The following is a 16,748-nucleotide window of genomic DNA, read 5'->3' as shown; positions in this document are numbered from 1 at the left end:
AGATACTCCGAGGATGCTTCGTAGATGCTTAGTAGATACTCCGTAGATAATGTGACTCTGTGTTAAATATACCAAAACATGCAGAATATGCCAAAATGTGCAAAATATACCAAAATGTGCAAAATATACATAATGCATCCTTTTAAGGTTGTAGCTTATATTAAAACTAAAATAATTAAAAGGGTACATTTTTAATAAATGCACTAAATTATAGAATAAAAAAAACCGTCTGAAAAATGTACTAAATTTTATTTGTTAGGTTGAGTATGTCGAAACCGATGTGGATCATTAGTTTAAATATATTTCGACAGGCTCTAAATAACTTAGCACTACACTTTTCAAACAGTCTTTTTATAGATATTAAGAACTTATTAAATATGTTCTCCTAAATGGTGGTGTTCATCAATTAGTGGTCCACCTTCTATAATTTGTTGAGATGCTTGATGAGCAAATTTCTCAAAGTTTAAGTGAAACGAATGTGCTAATTGAATAGCTTTACCAATATATGCACCTTTTTGTAACCACGTATTCATAGGGTCTAAAATTTCAGTGGGTACACCTGGGCAATATTTAGGCATGAATAAACCAAAAATCGGGTTTTGTTCGTAGTCAACTTCATCCAATTCACCATTTAAAATAGCGGTAATCATGGCTCTGGTATATTTTAATTTTATACGAGAACCCACGCCGTATGGACCTGCGCTCCAACCCGTATTGATTAACCATACGTTAACCCCTGCCTCTTGCATTTTTTTACTTAACATTTCGCCATAAACAGTTGGGTGTAAAGGCATAAAAGGTTCACCAAAACAAGCCGAGAATGATGGAACAGGTTCTGTAATTCCTGCTTCGGTACCAGCTACTTTAGCGGTATAACCAGATATGAAATGGTATGCAGCTTGACCTGGCGTTAATTTAGATACAGGAGGTAAAACACCAAACGCATCACATGTTAAGAAAAATATATTTTTCGGATTGTTGGCGTATAGGGTTTCTTGAATGTTATCTATATGGTAAATAGGGTAGCTAACACGTGTATTTTGAGTTATACTACTATCCATATAATCAACATCGCCGTTAGCTTTAAAGGCAACGTTTTCAAGTAAAGCTCCGGGCCTAATAGCTCTAAAAATGTCTGGTTCTTTTTCTTCGGTTAAATCTATTACTTTAGCATAGCAACCACCTTCGAAGTTAAAAATGGTATTTTCGGCAGTCCATCCATGCTCGTCATCTCCAATTAACTTTCTATCTGGATCGGCAGAAAGCGTTGTTTTACCTGTACCAGATAAACCAAAGAAAATAGCGGTATCCCCTTTTTTACCCACATTGGCAGAGCAGTGCATGGGTAATACCTTTTTTTCAACAGGTAAAATTAAATTTAGTGCAGAGAAAATACCTTTTTTCATTTCACCTGTATAGGCAGAACCTCCAATTAAAGCAATTTTATCGGTAAAGTTTATAATTGAAAAGTTGCCTTGACGAATACCAAAATCAGCTGGATTAGGGCATACATAGCCTGGGGCACAAAGTATTAACCAGTCTTCTTTAAAGTTTTCTAACTCTCTTTCACTAGGTCTTAAAAACATATTATAAACAAATAGGTTTGACCAAGGAAGCTCTGTAACGCTTCTTATTTTTGTTTTAAATTCTGGTTCCGCACAAACATAGCCATCTCTGGCATAAATTTCTTTTCCAGAAAGGTATTTGGTTACCTCGGTTTTAAGTTTTTTAAAATTTTCTGGCGATACAGGTTTATTGGTTTTACCCCACCATACTTTTTCGTTAGTATAATCGTCTTTTACAATAAAACGATCTTGAGGTGAGCGTCCTGTAAATTTACCAGTATTAATAGCCAAAGTACCATTTGCGGTTTCTTTACCCATGTTTTTTTCAACTGTAATTTGTTGAAGTTTTTCAGGTGATAAATTCCAATGTACAAGGACGTTTTTTAATCCATACCCTTCTAAACTTGAAGGGGCTTTTTTTGTTTTTAAATCGTTCATCTTATTCAATTTTTAAAGTTTCTAATAAATTATTTTAAAATGGCCGTATGATTGGCCCGAGTATTAATGTTATAATTAAAGTATAAGCAGTAATGGTGTTTCACTTTGTAATCCATAAATTTTCTCCAAATAAAAAGTCCTATTGTTATTATTAAAATGAGGAGCATTAAAGAGATCATATCTAAGAATTGTTTATTAATTTTACATGAAACAACGTGATATGCATAGAGCATTATAAGTTGTTAAATGATTATGTAGTAAATTTACTGTGGAATGTTTTTTTAAATTATGAGGAATGTCATGCTTTTAAAATGTATCTCATTTTTATATAATTATGATGTTTTGAAGTAATGTGTTGTTAATTATATAAACGAAAACGTATTCGTAATCAAGATTTTAAGGATTTATTTGATTTTAGATAAAATTTAGTTTATTGTTTACATAAATATGGCTAACCGTAAGCATATATTAACTCTAATAAGTTTGATTAAATAGCCATAAATTAATATTAAATTATGAAATTAGACATACTTGCAATTGGTGCACACCCAGACGATGTCGAGTTAGGTTGTGGTGGAACTTTAGCAAAAGAAATTGCAAATGGCAAAAAGGTGGGGATAATAGACTTAACCCAAGGAGAATTAGGAACCCGAGGTACTGCAGAAACGAGATCTGAAGAATCTGAAAATGCTTCAAAAATACTAGGCGTATCTTTTCGTATCAATATGAAGTTTGATGATGGTTTTTTTTTAAATGATAAGACCCACCAATTAAAAATTATAAATAAAATACGTGAATACCAACCCGAAATAATTATTTGTAATGCTATTGATGATAGGCACATAGATCATGGAAAAGGGAGTCAGTTGGTAAGTGATGCTTGCTTTTTAAGCGGACTAATAAAAGTTGAGACAAAAACAGAAGCTGGGGTGCTACAAAAAGCATGGAGACCTAAACAAATATATCATTACATACAATGGAAAAATTTAAAACCCGATTTTGTTGTAGATATTTCTGAATTTATGGAAACCAAGATAGAATCTGTTTTAGCATATAAAACACAGTTTTATGATTCAAGTAGTAAAGAGCCTGAAACACCTATTTCTAGTAAAAATTTCACTGATAGTATTATATATAGAGCTAGAGACCTAGGGCGCTTGGTAGGAGTAGAATACGCAGAAGGTTTTAATGTAGAACGTTTTATTGCTGTTGATAGTTTGTTCAATTTGAAATAGTTATCTATAAACAGTATTTTATTTGTAAAATTACTTTAAAATTTTCAAAAAAGTCTTTGTAGAAAAGATTGAAATCAATTACATTTGCACTCGCATTAATAATGCGTGCTACATGGTGGTTGTAGCTCAGTTGGTTAGAGCATTGGTTTGTGGTACCAAGGGTCGCCGGTTCGAGCCCGGTCTTCCACCCAAAAAGCAAAAGCCTTTCAAGAAATTGAAAGGCTTTTTTTGTAAGATAAACTAAAACTTATTTGCTTATGAAATCATTAAAAGTATTATTCGTTATTGTAACATTATTGTTTTTTAGTTGTTCTAGTGACGATTCAGTCGATGATATAATCACACAACCTGTTACGTATAAACTTATAAGTTTTATCTTTACACCTCAAACTGAGACTCAAGAAGAATCCTTATCGTATGAGATTGAATTTATTAATTCAAATAATTTTGAAGTAAAAGGGCTTCCTCAAATAACTACAACAATTGGGGGTGGTACAACCGTTACAGGTGCTCCTAATAGTCAATGTCGCATTATACCAGCCAATAGCTCTTGTATTTTATCTTATGCTGTTGTAGATGATAACCCTCTTTTATTTCCTGTAGAACCTATTGAATTTGTTAAAGCAGATTACATTATAGATTTTGAATAAATAGTTATAAACTAGTCTACTTTTATTCTTTCGTCTCTATTCGCTAACTCCCAAGCCGTATGAAAAATGAGGCGGGCTCGGGTTTCTAAAAGATCATATTGAATTTTATCAGGGGTATCAGTAGGTTTATGGTAATCGGCATGAGTACCATTAAAATAAAAGATAACTGGAATGTTGTTTTTGGCAAAGTTGTAATGATCTGAGCGGTAATAAAAACGGTTGGGATCATTATCATCATTATAAGAATAATCCAACTCCATATTAAAATATTTTTTATTTACAGTTTCAGAAATATTGTGTAATTCTTTACTTAATTTATCAGAACCTATTAAGTATACATAGTTACGTTGGTTTTCGTGTTTAGGGTCTACACGCCCAATCATATCAATATTTAAATCGGCTACAGTATTTTTTAAAGGAAAAATAGGATCTACATCGGTATAATAACGTGAGCCATAAAGTCCTATTTCTTCAGCTGTAACATGTAAAAAAAGAATGGTACGCTTTGGACCATAGCCTTTATCGACAGCTGCTTTAAAAGCTTTAGCAATTTCTAGAATGGCAACTGTGCCAGAGCCATCATCATCGGCACCGTTATTGATGTCTCCGTTTTTTGAAATACCAATATGGTCTAAATGTGCAGAAATTATAACAACCTCATCTGGTTTTTCTGAACCTTTTATATAAGCTAATACATTTTCAGAGGGATTATTAACATCACTGTTAAAAAAAGAAGTTGGGATATCTTGAAAATAATCACCTTCTGCAATTGGGGAAGGTATTCCTAAAGCGATATAATGATTTTTAATAAATTCAGCAGCTTTTTTCTGGCCTGGTTCTCCTGTTTTTCGACCTTCAAACTCATCGGAAGCATAGGTGTAAAGTGCTTCTTTTAAATTGTCTGCAGTAATAATTTTATCATAATCGGTCGCTTTTGCAGTATTTTTTGAGGTATTTTTATTTTGACAGGTACTGCAGCTTACTATTAAAATAGTGATGCATAAAAGTAAGGTGGTTCTTTTCATTTGTTGAAGCATTAATTTTGCACTATAATACAAAAATCAATTAAGTAAAACAATTTTGAAGCTAATTAAGTAACTTGTTATTGGAATCTATTTCAAGTCGTTTAGTCTGATTGGCAATTTGCCATGCGGTAGCAAAAATAAGTTTTGTACGTTTTTCTAATAATTGGTATTCAATTTTATCAGGCGTATCGGTGGGCTTGTGATAATCGTTGTGTTCGCCATTAAAATAAAATATAACAGGGATATCTTTTAAAGCAAAATTATAATGGTCTGATCGGGTATAATATTGATTTTTTTCTCCTTCAACATTATATCTATAATCTAAATCAATATTATAAAATGCGTTATTAACTTTATCTGAAATGTAGTGAAGTTCCTTACTTAACCTGTCAGAACCTATAAGATAGATATAGTTTTTATTATTTTTGTGAATAGCGTCAACTCTACCAATCATATCGATATTAAGATCGGCAACGGTATTTTTTAATGGAAATACTGGATTAAGCACATAATATTCAGAACCTTTTCTTCCAATTTCTTCTGCAGTAAAATGTAGAAATAGAATACTTCGCTTTGGATTATAGCCTTCTTTTTTTGCTATGTTAAAGGCTTGTGCAATCTCCATAATTGCTACAGTACCCGACCCGTCATCATCTGCACCAAAGTTTATTTGTCCTTTATCAGTGACCCCTAGATGATCTAAATGCGCAGAAATTATAATAACTTCCTCTGGTTTTTCAGAACCTTTTATATATGCTAGCACATTTTCGGAAGCCTTTATACCGTTTGTTAAAAAGTCTTCGGGTATATTTTGATAGTAATTATTAGTCATAAAGGGCGATCCAATTCCCTCGTTTTCATAGTAATTTTTAAGAAATTCTGCTGCTTTTTTCGCTCCAATTTCCCCCACACGTCTTCCTTCAAAATCTTTTGAAGAAAAATTGTATAGATGAATGCTTAGTTCTTCACTTGTTATTGTATTGGCATAGTTAACAATCAAAGTACTATCTTCTAATTTAATACTGTCTTTTATACTTTGTATTCTTGCAGAGTATTTTGGTGTGGCACATGTACCAATTAACGCAAACGCAGAGAGTGTGCAAAAGGTTTTCATTTGTAAATCAAGCTGTTTAGTTATCTTATAACTTACAGTACAATCATTCTCTGGGGTAGGAAAACGCTTTGAATGTTAGTTTTTTTGTTATTGGGACAAATATAATAATAAATTGAAGAAATTACTTACTATAGTGTATTTAAATAATTGTTATTTATTTCAATATGTTGAATTTTAGTAGTTTATGTTAAACTTTGTCTTATTAGTTTTCATATTAACTTAAGGAATATATATATAAATACCATGTTGTATGAAGCCCTATAAGTAAGTTTTTTACCAGAAACGAAGGCTTTATTTTGGCATACATACGAGTAGTTATAATTATTATTAACCCAAGTAGGAGGGATTCGATTCATTTAATGAAATTAGTTTATAGCGTATAGGTCCTATTTTATGTATTGAAACACGATGCCTTGAAATTAATTTTTTTGTATAAAACATGAGTTTTTAAGAACTGACATTTATCATAGTTTTCTTAATAAACCCTGTTTATTTTTACTATTAATCAATTTTATTGTTAAAATTTTCTTGAATATTAACTTTTATAAAATTGAATTGAAAGACATTTTAACTTATTAAGGAAGATAATGGTGAGTATGTAACCTTAAATAATAATAAAATATACACATGAAAGCGATATTATTACCAACCGACTTTTCTAAAAATTCAATTAATGCTATAAATTATGCGATGGAACTTTATAAAAATGTACCATGTGTTTTTTATATTCTTAATGTACAAAAAACATCATCATTTATTTCTGATGATATAATGGTTGCTAATGCTTCAACAACTATCTATAATACTATTGTAGATGCTTCTAAAAAATCTATTACCAATATCATAACAAAGATTAAAGCTCAGTATAATAACGAAAAACATCAGTTTAAAACTGTTGTAGACTATGATAACTTTATAGATTCCATCAATCAAGTTTCAGAAAAATATAAAATTGATTTAATAATTATGGGTACTAAAGGTGCATCGGGCTTAAGCAAGGTGCTTTTTGGAAGTAATACCGTGCATGTTATTAAACGCAGTAATGTACCTGTTTTAGCAATCCCAGATAATTGTAAATTTTCTAGTTTAGAAAAAATAGCATTCACAACTAGTTATCAAAGACTCTATAAGAGGGCTGATTTTGATCCGTTAGTAGATATATTGTCATTAAACTATAGCAAATTATTTGTTTTACATGTTATTTGTGATTATGATCTCTCGGAAGAATTGAATAGTGGTATTGATTTTTTTAAATCGAATTTCAGATATCCCATTTTTAAATATTTGCATGTAAAAGATAATAATATTTATAAAGCAATACATGAATTTTCAACAACAAATGCTATTAAAATGATTGCAATGTCTACAGGTAAGTATTCCTTTTTAGAACGTTTATTTAGTAAGAACACTTTTGAAAATATGGCATTTAAGATAGACATACCTTTTTTGGTAATGAAAAATAGTAAGGATTAATTATAAAGAATAAAACATGAAATTATCGGTGTTTATATGGGTGCTGTTTTTCAGTACTATGGGGTGTAAAAATAAACAGAGTGATGCAGACTATAAGAGTTCAACAGATTTTTATAATAAAACAGTAGAATCACATCCTGGTAAAAAACTTATGGAAACATATTGTTATGCTTGCCATGATGCCACCACAAGTGAAGAAACACGTCTTGCACCACCAATGATTGCAATTAAAAGGCGTTATATTTTTAAAAACACTACACAGGAAGCATTTACAAACGATATGCAAAATTGGATTAAAAATCCAAATGAAATAAATGCCAAAATGTTTGGTGCTGTTAAACGTTTTGGGATAATGCCAAAAATACTATATCCGGAAAAAGATATAGAACAAATAGCAGATTTTATTTTTAATAATGATATTGAACAACCAGAATGGTTTGAAGAACATTACAATCAGAATATGGGTAAAGGCATGCGGTAAAGTATGTCACATTAAAAATCTAATCATAAATAATGTAACATTTTTTTGATTTATTCGTCTTATAAGTATCAATCAAAAAAAATAACCATCATGAGAGAAGACAATCAACTTTTAGTAATTACCCATTTAAGTCAATTAGTTACTTTGGTAACAGGCTTTGGTAGTTTGTTAATACCATTAATAATTTGGGTAACCCAAAAAGATAAAGTGTATCAAATGGATACACACGGTAAAAATATTATAAATTTTCAATTAAGCCTAATTGTGTATTTTATAATATGTATCCCATTAATTTTATTGTTAGGATTGGGAATATTAGGTTTTATAGTATTAGGAATTATATCCATTATTTTTCCAATAATAAATGCTATAAAAGCCAGTAATGGGGAAAATCCAAAGTACCCTTTATCTTTTAATTTTATTAGTTAATGAAGAGTTCTTGCGAAAGTAGGAGCTATTTTATGAAAAAGAAAAAGCGACAGTTTTGAGTAAATCAAGAGCGTCGCTTTTTTATTTATTAGATTGCTGCTTATAAGCAGTATTTTGTTAGCTATTCAGCATCACAGGCATTACTAGCATCGTTACTTGCTCGCCATCATCTAAACCATCAATAGGTGTTAAAATGCCTGCTCTATTTGGCATGCTCATTTCTAACTGTACATCGGTAGAACTTAGATTATTTAACATCTCTGTTAAAAAGCGTGAGTTAAAACCAATTTGCATATCATCACCTTGGTAATCACAAGTTAACCGTTCTTCAGCTTTGTTGCTGTAATCAATATCTTCAGCTGAAATATTAAGTTCTGCACCTGCAATTTTTAATCTAATTTGATGTGTTGTTTTGTTAGAGAAAATACTAACACGACGCACAGAGTTTAAAAATTGGTTTCTGTCTATAACTAGTTTATTTGGATTTTCTTTAGGAATTACCGCTTCGTAGTTAGGGTATTTACCATCAATTAGACGACAGATTAACTCAGAGTTTTCAAAAGTGAATTTAGCATTCGAATCGTTGTATTCAATAGTAACTTCATTTTCACTTCCAGCTAAAATCCCTTTCAATAAATTTAAAGGTTTTTTAGGCATGATAAATTCTGCGACTTGGCTTGCTTTAATATCTTCACGTGTGTATTTAACTAGTTTGTGAGCATCGGTTGCAACAAATGTTAAACCTTCTGTAGAAAATTGAAAAAACACACCACTCATTACTGGGCGTAAATCATCATTTCCAGCGGCAAAAATAGTTTTACTTATAGCTGTAGCCAATACATCGCCAATTACTACTGTTTTACTTGGGTCTTCAAGAGAAACAGCTTTAGGAAATTCGTTTCCATCAGCATAAGCTAAGGCGTATTTACCATGATTAGAGCTAATTTCAACTGTATTGTTTTCTTCAACAACAAAAGTTAAGGGTTGCTCAGGAAATGTTTTTAAAGTATCTAATAACAATCGGGCAGGAATAGCAACATTACCTTTACTATCACTTTCTACTTCTAGTGAAGAAGCCATAGTAGTTTCCAAATCGCTTGCCGAAACTGTTAATGTGGAATTATCTAATTCAAATAAGAAATTATCTAAAATAGGTAAGGTGTTCGAACTGTTAATAACACCGCCTAAAACCTGCAATTGTTTTAATAAATAGGTACTTGATACTATAAATTTCATGTGCTAATCTTGATTTTTTTTAAGGTTTGATGCTTTATTGGTTCTGTTTTAAAGCTTTTAAAGTAAGTTGTAAAACAGTAGTGTATCATCTAAAAAGAACTTCGTTTAAGTTTTAATTATACTACTTACAAATATATTCTATACATACTAATATTGGAAACAAACTTATTAACATTTATTCCCACAAGGCAGGAGATTTTTACTCTAGAAAACATATGCTAATGAGCGTATTTTTTTCTTCTGAAATAATTAAAAAGTACTCCGAAAGCCCCTAATAGCAGTAGCGGAAGTAAAATGTTTATAATTTGCCATTTGATTTTTTCATCAGCAATTTTTTCCTGATTTAAAAATTCAACGGTTATTTCTTTCGAACGAATGTTTATAAGTCCATTATCGTCTAGTAAATAATTAACAGCATTCAGTAAAAATTCTTTATTACCGAAGGTTTGTCCCGTCCATCTATCAAAACCTAATTCTTGAGGTGCGTTTCTAAAAACTTCGTTTTTTATAACATCGCCATCGGCAATTACAATCATTTTTGTTGGAATGCTTTTATTTCGTTCTTTTTTAAGTTTGAATGGTTTTATTCTATTGTCATAAACCGAAGTAAACTCACCTTCTAATAAAACGGCTAAGGTTTGATTTCCTTTGTTGAATGTAGCAGGGTCTGGATCTTGCGTAACAATATCTAAACTAATTTCTCTAGGCGTACCTTCAAGTTTTGTTAAGGGGGCACTTTCAAGTAGAATCGTTTTCTTAATGTTGTTTTTAAGCGTATCTATTTGATTCGCAAAATCAAATTTCACAAAATTTAAATTATTAACAATCGGATGTGTGTCGTTTGTTGATGCTAAAGGTGAATATGGCCAACGTAAGTGCTGAAATTGCGATTCGCTACCTTCGCCCATAGCCAAAGTAATAGGAGCGGAGTATAATGTACTTACCAGAACAGGGTTAACACGAACTCCGTATTTAAAAAAGAAATCGGTTAAATTTAAGTCTCTGGTGGTCGCAAAGTTTTTTCCAGTATCGTTATACAAACTATCCTTTTCCATAGCAACAGCATCAATAAGCCACAAGCTTTTTCCCCCATTCATGGTATATTGGTCAAGCACTAACTTCTCTTCTTCAGTAAACGCTTCGGTAGGTTTTGCTGAAATTATTAAATCGAAATTTTCTAACGTTTCAAGTGTTTTTTGAGGATTACTAGCAACACTATCTAGAGTAAATGGCGCAATAAAATAATATTCGCCTAGTTTTTTTATAAAATTGGCAATGTATTTATCTGCTAATTGTTTATTGCCTCTTAAAACAGCAATTTTATGGTGTTTTGGGTTTGTTAATTTACTAAACCCATCGGCAAAGGCATATTCTAAATGTTGTACAGAATTGGTAACTAAGTCTTGTTGTGATGTGCCTATTTTGTTTTTTACAAGTGATATTAGAACTGTTTCATTATTGTAACTTGCTAATGCCCAGGGAAAAATAATGGCTTGAGATGCTTTTCCACTTTCTTGAACACTTAACTGCATGGGAGTTAAGCCTCTGTCTGTTAATTGCTGAATGTTACGTTCTCGGGTAGCATCATGTTCTAACGGATTAATAAAATTGAAAATAATATTTTTATTTTCAGATGAAAACTCTTCAAGCAATTGTTTGGTTTCATTTTGAAGACGCCTAAATTCCGAAGGAAAATCATCACCGCTTAAAAATACGTCTATTTCAATAGGTGAATCTACTTTTTTAATAATATTAATAGTTGCATCGCTTAAGGTATAGCGTTTGTCTTCGGTTAAATCGAAACGTTTAAAGGCAAAACTACTAATGTAATTAATGGCAACTAATATCAGTAAAAGTATTGCTATATGTTTAAGGTGCTTCTTCAAATTTTGTTTCTAATTGATATTGTTTAATACTTTCAACTTTATTGTTTTTAAATTCTAACTCCAAACACTCTTGAGTTAGGTTAAAGGCACCAGGTTTATAACCTAAATTGTAATTCCATTTATTAGGCGAATTGGCTTTAATACTATCATCCCAACCATACCATTCGCTGGTTCCCAAAATAGCTTTTACTTCGTTTTTGGTTTTACCTTTAAACATTTGTAGTTTGGTTATTTCATTGCTCATTTCGTAGCGTAAAGCAGGTTTGGCAGTCCAAGCTTCTCCATCAAAATGCTTTTCGTGGTGGTAGCTACTAAAAATATTTATAAGCGGATAAAACACAAAAAAATAAACGATGGGTGTTAATACGATGCTTATTAAAAAACTTAGCCATTTGCGTTTATCTATCGTGTTGGTAAATGCCCAAACTAATAAAAAAACGACTATTAAAAAAATAACGAACAGTGGTGTTAAAATCATTTTTGTTCCTTGTTAATATTTAGTTTTGTTAGTATTATAAAGAATGCTGTGATGCTTAAAAAGTATATAATATCTCGTGTATCTAAAACACCTCGACTGATACTTTTGTAATGAACGTTCATGCCTAATTGTTCTATAAAATTGCTTGAAGCAAAGTCGGCAAGACTTTCAAAACCAATATAAAACATAAAACAAATAGCGACTGATGTTATAAAGGCTACAATTTGATTATCTGATAGCGTAGAAGCAAATATGCCAATAGCCGTATAAGCAGCAATTAAGAATAACAGACCAAAATAAGACCCCATTGTACTGCCAAAATCTATATTACCAACGGGATTACCTAATCGGTAAACGGTGTAAACATATAATAAGGTTGGTAAAAGAGCTATTAAAATTAAAACAAACGCACCAAAATATTTTCCTAAAACAATGTTTAAATGCGTAATAGGTTTTGTAAGTAGCAACTCTAAAGTGCCTTGTTTTTTTTCATCTGAAAAACTGCGCATGGTTACCGCAGGAATCAGAAAAATTAATATCCAAGGCGCTAATAAGAAGAACGAGGATAAATCGGAAAAACCATAATCTAATATATTATTTTCACCTTTAAAGAGCCACAAAAATAATCCATTAAGTAATAAAAAAATACCAACTACTAAATACCCGATAGGCGAGGCAAAAAATGTATTTATTTCTTTTTTAAGTATGGTGAGCATTTATTTTTGTTAAAAGTTAAAAGTTAAAAGTTAAAAGTTAAAAGTTAAAAGTGGTCTAGCGTCATTAAAAATTTGTTTCAAAATTACTAAGAAATTCCAGTTTAACAATTCTTATCAATATTTATTATTCAATAATTAGTCTAGACTTTTTGGAAGCATAGATTCAGTGTTAAAATTAACACTAACAGTGTCCATTAAACTAAGCCCCATTAAAGTAGAGGCGCTACCCACTGTGGCACTATTACTTTTATAAACGGCAATTTCTAAAAAGCCTCCCGAATTAAAAATTACCAAACCGCGACCTTCATCATGCCGTTTTTCTTCAGGAATTTCAAAATTTACAATATCGCTATATCTGTTGTGGATCTTTTTAAACTTATTATTTCTTGCCGAAACTTCAAAAGTCCTTCCTTTTTGGATGGTTTCAAAAAAGCCACGTTTAATGTTTGTAATTACATTCCCATAATTATCAACATAAATAACACTACCAATAATTTGGGTTTTATCGTCATTTACAAAAGGGGTGATGTTTTTAGTAGGCTTAATTTCCGGAATATTTTTACCAATAACTTCCAGCGTACCTCCACGAGCTATATGGCATGCCACTTTTACAAAAACATCCAATACAGGGAAATTGGTTTGGACTTTATCATGTATATTAATTTCAACAATTTTTTCAGGAGCAATTTCAGTACAAATCATACTCATAATACCATTATTCGCACAAATAAAAAAGTGATCATCTAGTTTTAAAGCGATGTGTTTATTTTCTTCATTCATTTCGGAATCGATACCAATAATATGTATGGTGCCTTTTGGGAAACTATTGTAAGCATTTTGAATAATATAACCTGCTTCTAAAATATTAAAAGGAGACACTGAATGTGAGATATCAACAATTTTAATGTCGGGCAATTCACTATATATGGCACCTTTTGTCGCTCCTGCAAAGTGATCTTTTTCTCCAAAATCGGTAGTTAATGTTATTATCGCCATTGGCAAATTGTTGATATGTTTTTAACGTTAATACACCCAAATTTATGTATTTTTGAGTTTTAACAGAGATGTAACAAACCTACATAATTTTTTTGTTTTCATTTTTATGTTTAACACTAAAAATACAGGTTAAAGTCATATTTCTTAAAATAAAAATAACGGAATAAAACTAATAAATCATTTCGTCTGAGTTAACCATATCATCCGTAATCTTAGAAGGAATTTTTAAACAAATCATAAGCCTTTGAACGAAATTATTATCGAACTTGAAGAAATTACTCCAAAAGAATTTTTTGGAGCCCAAAATGCAAATATTGAACTTTTAAAAAAGTACTTCCCAAAACTTAAAATTGTAGCAAGAGGCAATAAAATTAAAGCCTTAGGAGACGATGAATTGTTAGAAGAATTTGATCGTCGTATGAAAATGCTTTTAACTCACTTTGCCAAATACAATAAGCTTGATGAAAACGTTATAGAGCGTGTGTTAACAAGTCAAAGTAGCGACGACTATTCTACGTCCGAATTTAGCGGTGAAGTTTTGGTACACGGTGTTGGTGGTAAACTTATTAAAGCACAAACAGCAAACCAACGTAAATTGGTAGAAAGCATGCGTAACAACGATATGGTTTTTGCTATCGGACCCGCTGGAACGGGAAAAACCTATACGGGCGTCGCTTTGGCGGTACAGGCTCTTAAAAATAAAGAGGTAAAGCGTATTATTTTAACACGTCCAGCAGTTGAAGCAGGGGAGAACCTCGGTTTTTTACCAGGCGATTTAAAAGAAAAGTTAGATCCATACATGCAGCCTTTATATGATGCATTGCGAGATATGATACCTGCTGAAAAACTAGCTTTGTATATAGAAAATGGTACCATACAAATTGCGCCTTTGGCATTTATGAGAGGACGTACACTTGATAATGCCTTTGTCATTTTAGATGAAGGCCAAAATACCACACACAATCAAATGAAAATGTTTTTAACCCGTATGGGTAAAAACGCCAAATTTTTATTAACAGGAGATCCTGGACAAATAGATTTGCCTAGACGTACTATTTCTGGTTTGAAGGAAGCCTTGTTAATATTAAAGAATGTGGAAGGTGTTGGTATGATCTTTTTAGATGATAAAGATGTTATCCGTCATCGTTTAGTTAAAAAGGTTATTGAAGCTTATAAAAGCATCGAGCACGTAGATTAATTAAAAAAGCATAAAATTTATTCAAAAGCCAATTATAAATGTAATTGGCTTTTTTTTGCATAATCCTCTTGTATCAGGCAATCAATACATTAGGTGTTTTATTGGAAAAGGGTTCTTTTAATTCTATAAACTTTATTCATAATCGTGTAAATTTTCTAGGGATATGTTGTCGAGATTTGCAGTATAAATATTAAAAAAAAAAGAACATTATGAAAAAATTATTTTTAATTATTGGAATAGGACTAATAGGATCAAGCTCAATTTTTGCACAACAAACAGAAATTGATATTACGCCAAACAACTCATGGTTAAAAGCAGGATTAACTGCTGGAATTCCAGTAGGCGATGCCAGCGATCTATCATCATTTAATTTAGGTGTAGATTTGAGAGGCCAGTATTTATTTAACCCAAATTTCGCCATTGGTGTCGCTTCTGGTTATAGTCATTATTTTGCAAAAGATGATTTTGAAGATTTTGGAGTCGTTCCTGTAGCAGGGTTTGCGCGTTATTACTTTACACCTAATGGATTGTTTATAGGGACTGATGTTGGGTATGGTTTTTTAACTAATATTGATAATAACGACGGTGGGTTATACGTAAACCCACAAATTGGTTACCATAACCGCGATTGGAATATTTACGGTTTTTATCAAAACACATTTGCTGAAAACGATGTCGATTTACAAAACGTTGGTGTAGGTGTTACTTACAATATTCGATTTAAATAGATCAATATTAAATTTATAAGAATAAAAAAAGGAACATGTTTATGCTCCTTTTTTTATTTACTTATTGTTTGGCATTACTAAACAAATTACATTTGCAAGACAAACAACACACAGCCTTTAATGAATACAATTACAAGTACCAATTTCAATTTTCCAGAGCAAAAATCTGTTTACCATGGAAAAGTTAGAGAAGTTTATAATATTAACGACGAGCAATTGGTTATGATTGCTACGGACCGCTTGTCGGCTTTCGACGTGGTGATGCCAAAAGGTATTCCGTACAAAGGGCAAATATTAAACCAAATAGCTACCAAAATGATGGCGGCTACTCAAGATATTGTACCCAATTGGTTAACAGCAACACCAGACCCGAATGTGGCTGTTGGGCATTTATGCGAACCTTTTAAGGTGGAAATGGTTATTCGTGGATATATGAGTGGACATGCAGCACGCGAGTATAAAGCGGGAAAACGCATGCTTTGTGGTGTGGCTATGCCGGAAGGGATGAAAGAAAACGATAAGTTTCCAGAGCCTATTTTAACACCAGCTACTAAAGCTGAAATGGGCGACCACGATGAAGATATTTCTAGAGAAGATATTTTAAAACGCGGTATTGTTAGTGAAGCCGATTATTTGGTATTGGAAGATTACACCCGTAAATTATTCAATAGAGGTACTGAAATAGCGGCAAGCCGTGGTTTGATTTTGGTTGATACTAAATACGAATTTGGAAAAACCAAAGAGGGACAAATTGTGTTGATTGATGAAATACACACCCCAGACTCTTCACGGTATTTTTATGCGGATGGTTATGAGGACAGACAAGCTAAAGGCGAAGCACAAAAACAACTAAGTAAAGAGTTTGTACGCCAATGGCTTATTGCTAATAACTTTCAAGGTTTAGAGGGGCAAACCGTACCTGTTATGAGTGACGACTATATTGAAACCGTGAGCGAACGCTATATAGAACTTTACGAAAACATTACAGGCGAAACTTTTGTTAAAGGTGATGTAAGCGATATACAAAAACGTATTGAAACGAATGTTTTGGCTTATTTGAAAAAATAGGACTTTTATGAACTTCTCAGTCATTTCGACGC

At 31.8% G+C, this 16,748-nt stretch carries 16 protein-coding genes and 1 tRNA gene; 9 read left to right on the top strand and 8 right to left on the bottom strand.

Annotation, left to right across the window (positions count from 1 at the left end; genetic code table 11):
• Positions 1–371: 371 nt before the first annotated feature.
• On the bottom strand, positions 372–2,003 hold the full coding sequence (gene pckA, locus QLS71_RS18520; protein ID WP_308992243.1) for a phosphoenolpyruvate carboxykinase (ATP): 1,632 nt from the start codon (positions 2,001–2,003) through the stop codon (positions 372–374).
• 515 nt (positions 2,004–2,518) lie between these two features.
• Here pckA and bshB1 point away from each other — a divergent pair.
• The 3 genes from bshB1 to QLS71_RS18505 all read left to right on the top strand — a co-directional run bounded on the left by bshB1 (position 2,519) and on the right by QLS71_RS18505 (position 3,888).
• The gene (gene bshB1, locus QLS71_RS18515; protein WP_308992244.1) at positions 2,519–3,238 is read left to right on the top strand and encodes a bacillithiol biosynthesis deacetylase BshB1; all 720 of its coding nucleotides are present in this window, start codon (positions 2,519–2,521) and stop codon (positions 3,236–3,238) included.
• Between the two features lie 114 nt (positions 3,239–3,352).
• Positions 3,353–3,428 (top strand) — tRNA-His (locus QLS71_RS18510).
• A 67-nt stretch (positions 3,429–3,495) separates the two neighbouring features.
• Positions 3,496–3,888, top strand: coding sequence for a hypothetical protein (locus QLS71_RS18505; protein ID WP_308992245.1), 393 nt, complete (start codon positions 3,496–3,498; stop codon positions 3,886–3,888).
• 11 nt (positions 3,889–3,899) lie between these two features.
• Here QLS71_RS18505 and QLS71_RS18500 read toward each other — a convergent pair whose 3' ends face one another.
• Together QLS71_RS18500 and QLS71_RS18495 are read right to left on the bottom strand one after the other, a co-directional pair.
• Positions 3,900–4,913, bottom strand: a complete 1,014-nt coding sequence (locus QLS71_RS18500) for a M28 family metallopeptidase (RefSeq protein ID WP_308992246.1) — start codon at positions 4,911–4,913, stop codon at positions 3,900–3,902.
• 61 nt (positions 4,914–4,974) lie between these two features.
• Positions 4,975–6,027: a M28 family peptidase gene (locus QLS71_RS18495; RefSeq protein ID WP_308992247.1), complete on the bottom strand. Its 1,053-nt coding sequence runs from the start codon at positions 6,025–6,027 to the stop codon at positions 4,975–4,977.
• A 627-nt stretch (positions 6,028–6,654) separates the two neighbouring features.
• On the opposite strand from QLS71_RS18495, the gene QLS71_RS18490 reads away from it, so the two are divergent.
• From QLS71_RS18490 to QLS71_RS18480, 3 genes are all read left to right on the top strand, one after another.
• Positions 6,655–7,500: a universal stress protein gene (locus QLS71_RS18490; RefSeq protein WP_308992248.1), complete on the top strand. Its 846-nt coding sequence runs from the start codon at positions 6,655–6,657 to the stop codon at positions 7,498–7,500.
• A 16-nt stretch (positions 7,501–7,516) separates the two neighbouring features.
• Complete coding sequence (locus QLS71_RS18485) at positions 7,517–7,981, top strand: c-type cytochrome (RefSeq protein ID WP_308992249.1); 465 nt, start codon at positions 7,517–7,519, stop codon at positions 7,979–7,981.
• A 90-nt stretch (positions 7,982–8,071) separates the two neighbouring features.
• On the top strand, positions 8,072–8,410 hold the full coding sequence (locus QLS71_RS18480; RefSeq protein WP_308992250.1) for a DUF4870 domain-containing protein: 339 nt from the start codon (positions 8,072–8,074) through the stop codon (positions 8,408–8,410).
• A gap of 117 nt (positions 8,411–8,527) precedes the next feature.
• Here the strand turns inward: QLS71_RS18480 and dnaN are convergent, their stop codons facing one another.
• The 5 genes from dnaN to QLS71_RS18455 form a co-directional block, all read right to left on the bottom strand.
• Entirely contained in the window at positions 8,528–9,646 is a 1,119-nt protein-coding gene (gene dnaN, locus QLS71_RS18475; RefSeq protein WP_308992251.1) for a DNA polymerase III subunit beta, read from the bottom strand.
• A gap of 218 nt (positions 9,647–9,864) precedes the next feature.
• Positions 9,865–11,532 (bottom strand): gliding motility-associated ABC transporter substrate-binding protein GldG, encoded by a 1,668-nt coding sequence (gene gldG / locus QLS71_RS18470; protein WP_308992252.1) that lies wholly within the window; start codon positions 11,530–11,532, stop codon positions 9,865–9,867.
• Positions 11,516–12,010 (bottom strand): hypothetical protein, encoded by a 495-nt coding sequence (locus QLS71_RS18465; protein WP_308992253.1) that lies wholly within the window; start codon positions 12,008–12,010, stop codon positions 11,516–11,518. The genes gldG and QLS71_RS18465 overlap by 17 nt, the downstream gene beginning before the upstream one ends.
• Positions 12,007–12,726: a gliding motility-associated ABC transporter permease subunit GldF gene (gene gldF / locus QLS71_RS18460; protein WP_308992254.1), complete on the bottom strand. Its 720-nt coding sequence runs from the start codon at positions 12,724–12,726 to the stop codon at positions 12,007–12,009. Before gldF ends, QLS71_RS18465 begins: the two co-directional genes overlap by 4 nt.
• A gap of 135 nt (positions 12,727–12,861) precedes the next feature.
• Positions 12,862–13,722, bottom strand: a complete 861-nt coding sequence (locus QLS71_RS18455) for an SAM-dependent chlorinase/fluorinase (RefSeq protein WP_308992255.1) — start codon at positions 13,720–13,722, stop codon at positions 12,862–12,864.
• Between the two features lie 244 nt (positions 13,723–13,966).
• Here QLS71_RS18455 and QLS71_RS18450 point away from each other — a divergent pair, with 244 nt between their 5' ends.
• The 3 genes from QLS71_RS18450 to QLS71_RS18440 all read left to right on the top strand — a co-directional run bounded on the left by QLS71_RS18450 (position 13,967) and on the right by QLS71_RS18440 (position 16,716).
• Complete coding sequence (locus QLS71_RS18450) at positions 13,967–14,920, top strand: PhoH family protein (protein ID WP_308992256.1); 954 nt, start codon at positions 13,967–13,969, stop codon at positions 14,918–14,920.
• A 209-nt stretch (positions 14,921–15,129) separates the two neighbouring features.
• Positions 15,130–15,648, top strand: coding sequence for a hypothetical protein (locus QLS71_RS18445; protein WP_308992257.1), 519 nt, complete (start codon positions 15,130–15,132; stop codon positions 15,646–15,648).
• A 120-nt stretch (positions 15,649–15,768) separates the two neighbouring features.
• Positions 15,769–16,716: a phosphoribosylaminoimidazolesuccinocarboxamide synthase gene (locus tag QLS71_RS18440; protein ID WP_308992258.1), complete on the top strand. Its 948-nt coding sequence runs from the start codon at positions 15,769–15,771 to the stop codon at positions 16,714–16,716.
• Positions 16,717–16,748 lie beyond the last annotated feature (32 nt).

This window comes from Mariniflexile litorale (assembly GCF_031128465.2).
Classification (GTDB): domain Bacteria; phylum Bacteroidota; class Bacteroidia; order Flavobacteriales; family Flavobacteriaceae; genus Mariniflexile; species Mariniflexile litorale.
Note: the sequence above shows the minus strand (reverse complement) of the source record. Positions and strands in the feature narration are given on the sequence as shown.

Excerpts from the sequence above, each read along its gene's own strand:
- pckA (WP_308992243.1), bottom strand. The coding sequence starts at position 2,003 with ATGAACGATTTAAAAACAAAAAAAGCCCCTTCAAGTTTAGAAGGGTAT.
- QLS71_RS18440 (WP_308992258.1), top strand. The coding sequence starts at position 15,769 with ATGAATACAATTACAAGTACCAATTTCAATTTTCCAGAGCAAAAATCT.
- QLS71_RS18480 (WP_308992250.1), top strand. The coding sequence starts at position 8,072 with ATGAGAGAAGACAATCAACTTTTAGTAATTACCCATTTAAGTCAATTA.
- QLS71_RS18485 (WP_308992249.1), top strand. The coding sequence starts at position 7,517 with ATGAAATTATCGGTGTTTATATGGGTGCTGTTTTTCAGTACTATGGGG.
- bshB1 (WP_308992244.1), top strand. The coding sequence starts at position 2,519 with ATGAAATTAGACATACTTGCAATTGGTGCACACCCAGACGATGTCGAG.
- dnaN (WP_308992251.1), bottom strand. The coding sequence starts at position 9,646 with ATGAAATTTATAGTATCAAGTACCTATTTATTAAAACAATTGCAGGTT.
- QLS71_RS18500 (WP_308992246.1), bottom strand. The coding sequence starts at position 4,913 with ATGAAAAGAACCACCTTACTTTTATGCATCACTATTTTAATAGTAAGC.
- QLS71_RS18445 (WP_308992257.1), top strand. The coding sequence starts at position 15,130 with ATGAAAAAATTATTTTTAATTATTGGAATAGGACTAATAGGATCAAGC.
- gldF (WP_308992254.1), bottom strand. The coding sequence starts at position 12,726 with ATGCTCACCATACTTAAAAAAGAAATAAATACATTTTTTGCCTCGCCT.
- QLS71_RS18490 (WP_308992248.1), top strand. The coding sequence starts at position 6,655 with ATGAAAGCGATATTATTACCAACCGACTTTTCTAAAAATTCAATTAAT.
- QLS71_RS18495 (WP_308992247.1), bottom strand. The coding sequence starts at position 6,027 with ATGAAAACCTTTTGCACACTCTCTGCGTTTGCGTTAATTGGTACATGT.
- QLS71_RS18465 (WP_308992253.1), bottom strand. The coding sequence starts at position 12,010 with ATGATTTTAACACCACTGTTCGTTATTTTTTTAATAGTCGTTTTTTTA.
- QLS71_RS18455 (WP_308992255.1), bottom strand. The coding sequence starts at position 13,722 with ATGGCGATAATAACATTAACTACCGATTTTGGAGAAAAAGATCACTTT.
- QLS71_RS18505 (WP_308992245.1), top strand. The coding sequence starts at position 3,496 with ATGAAATCATTAAAAGTATTATTCGTTATTGTAACATTATTGTTTTTT.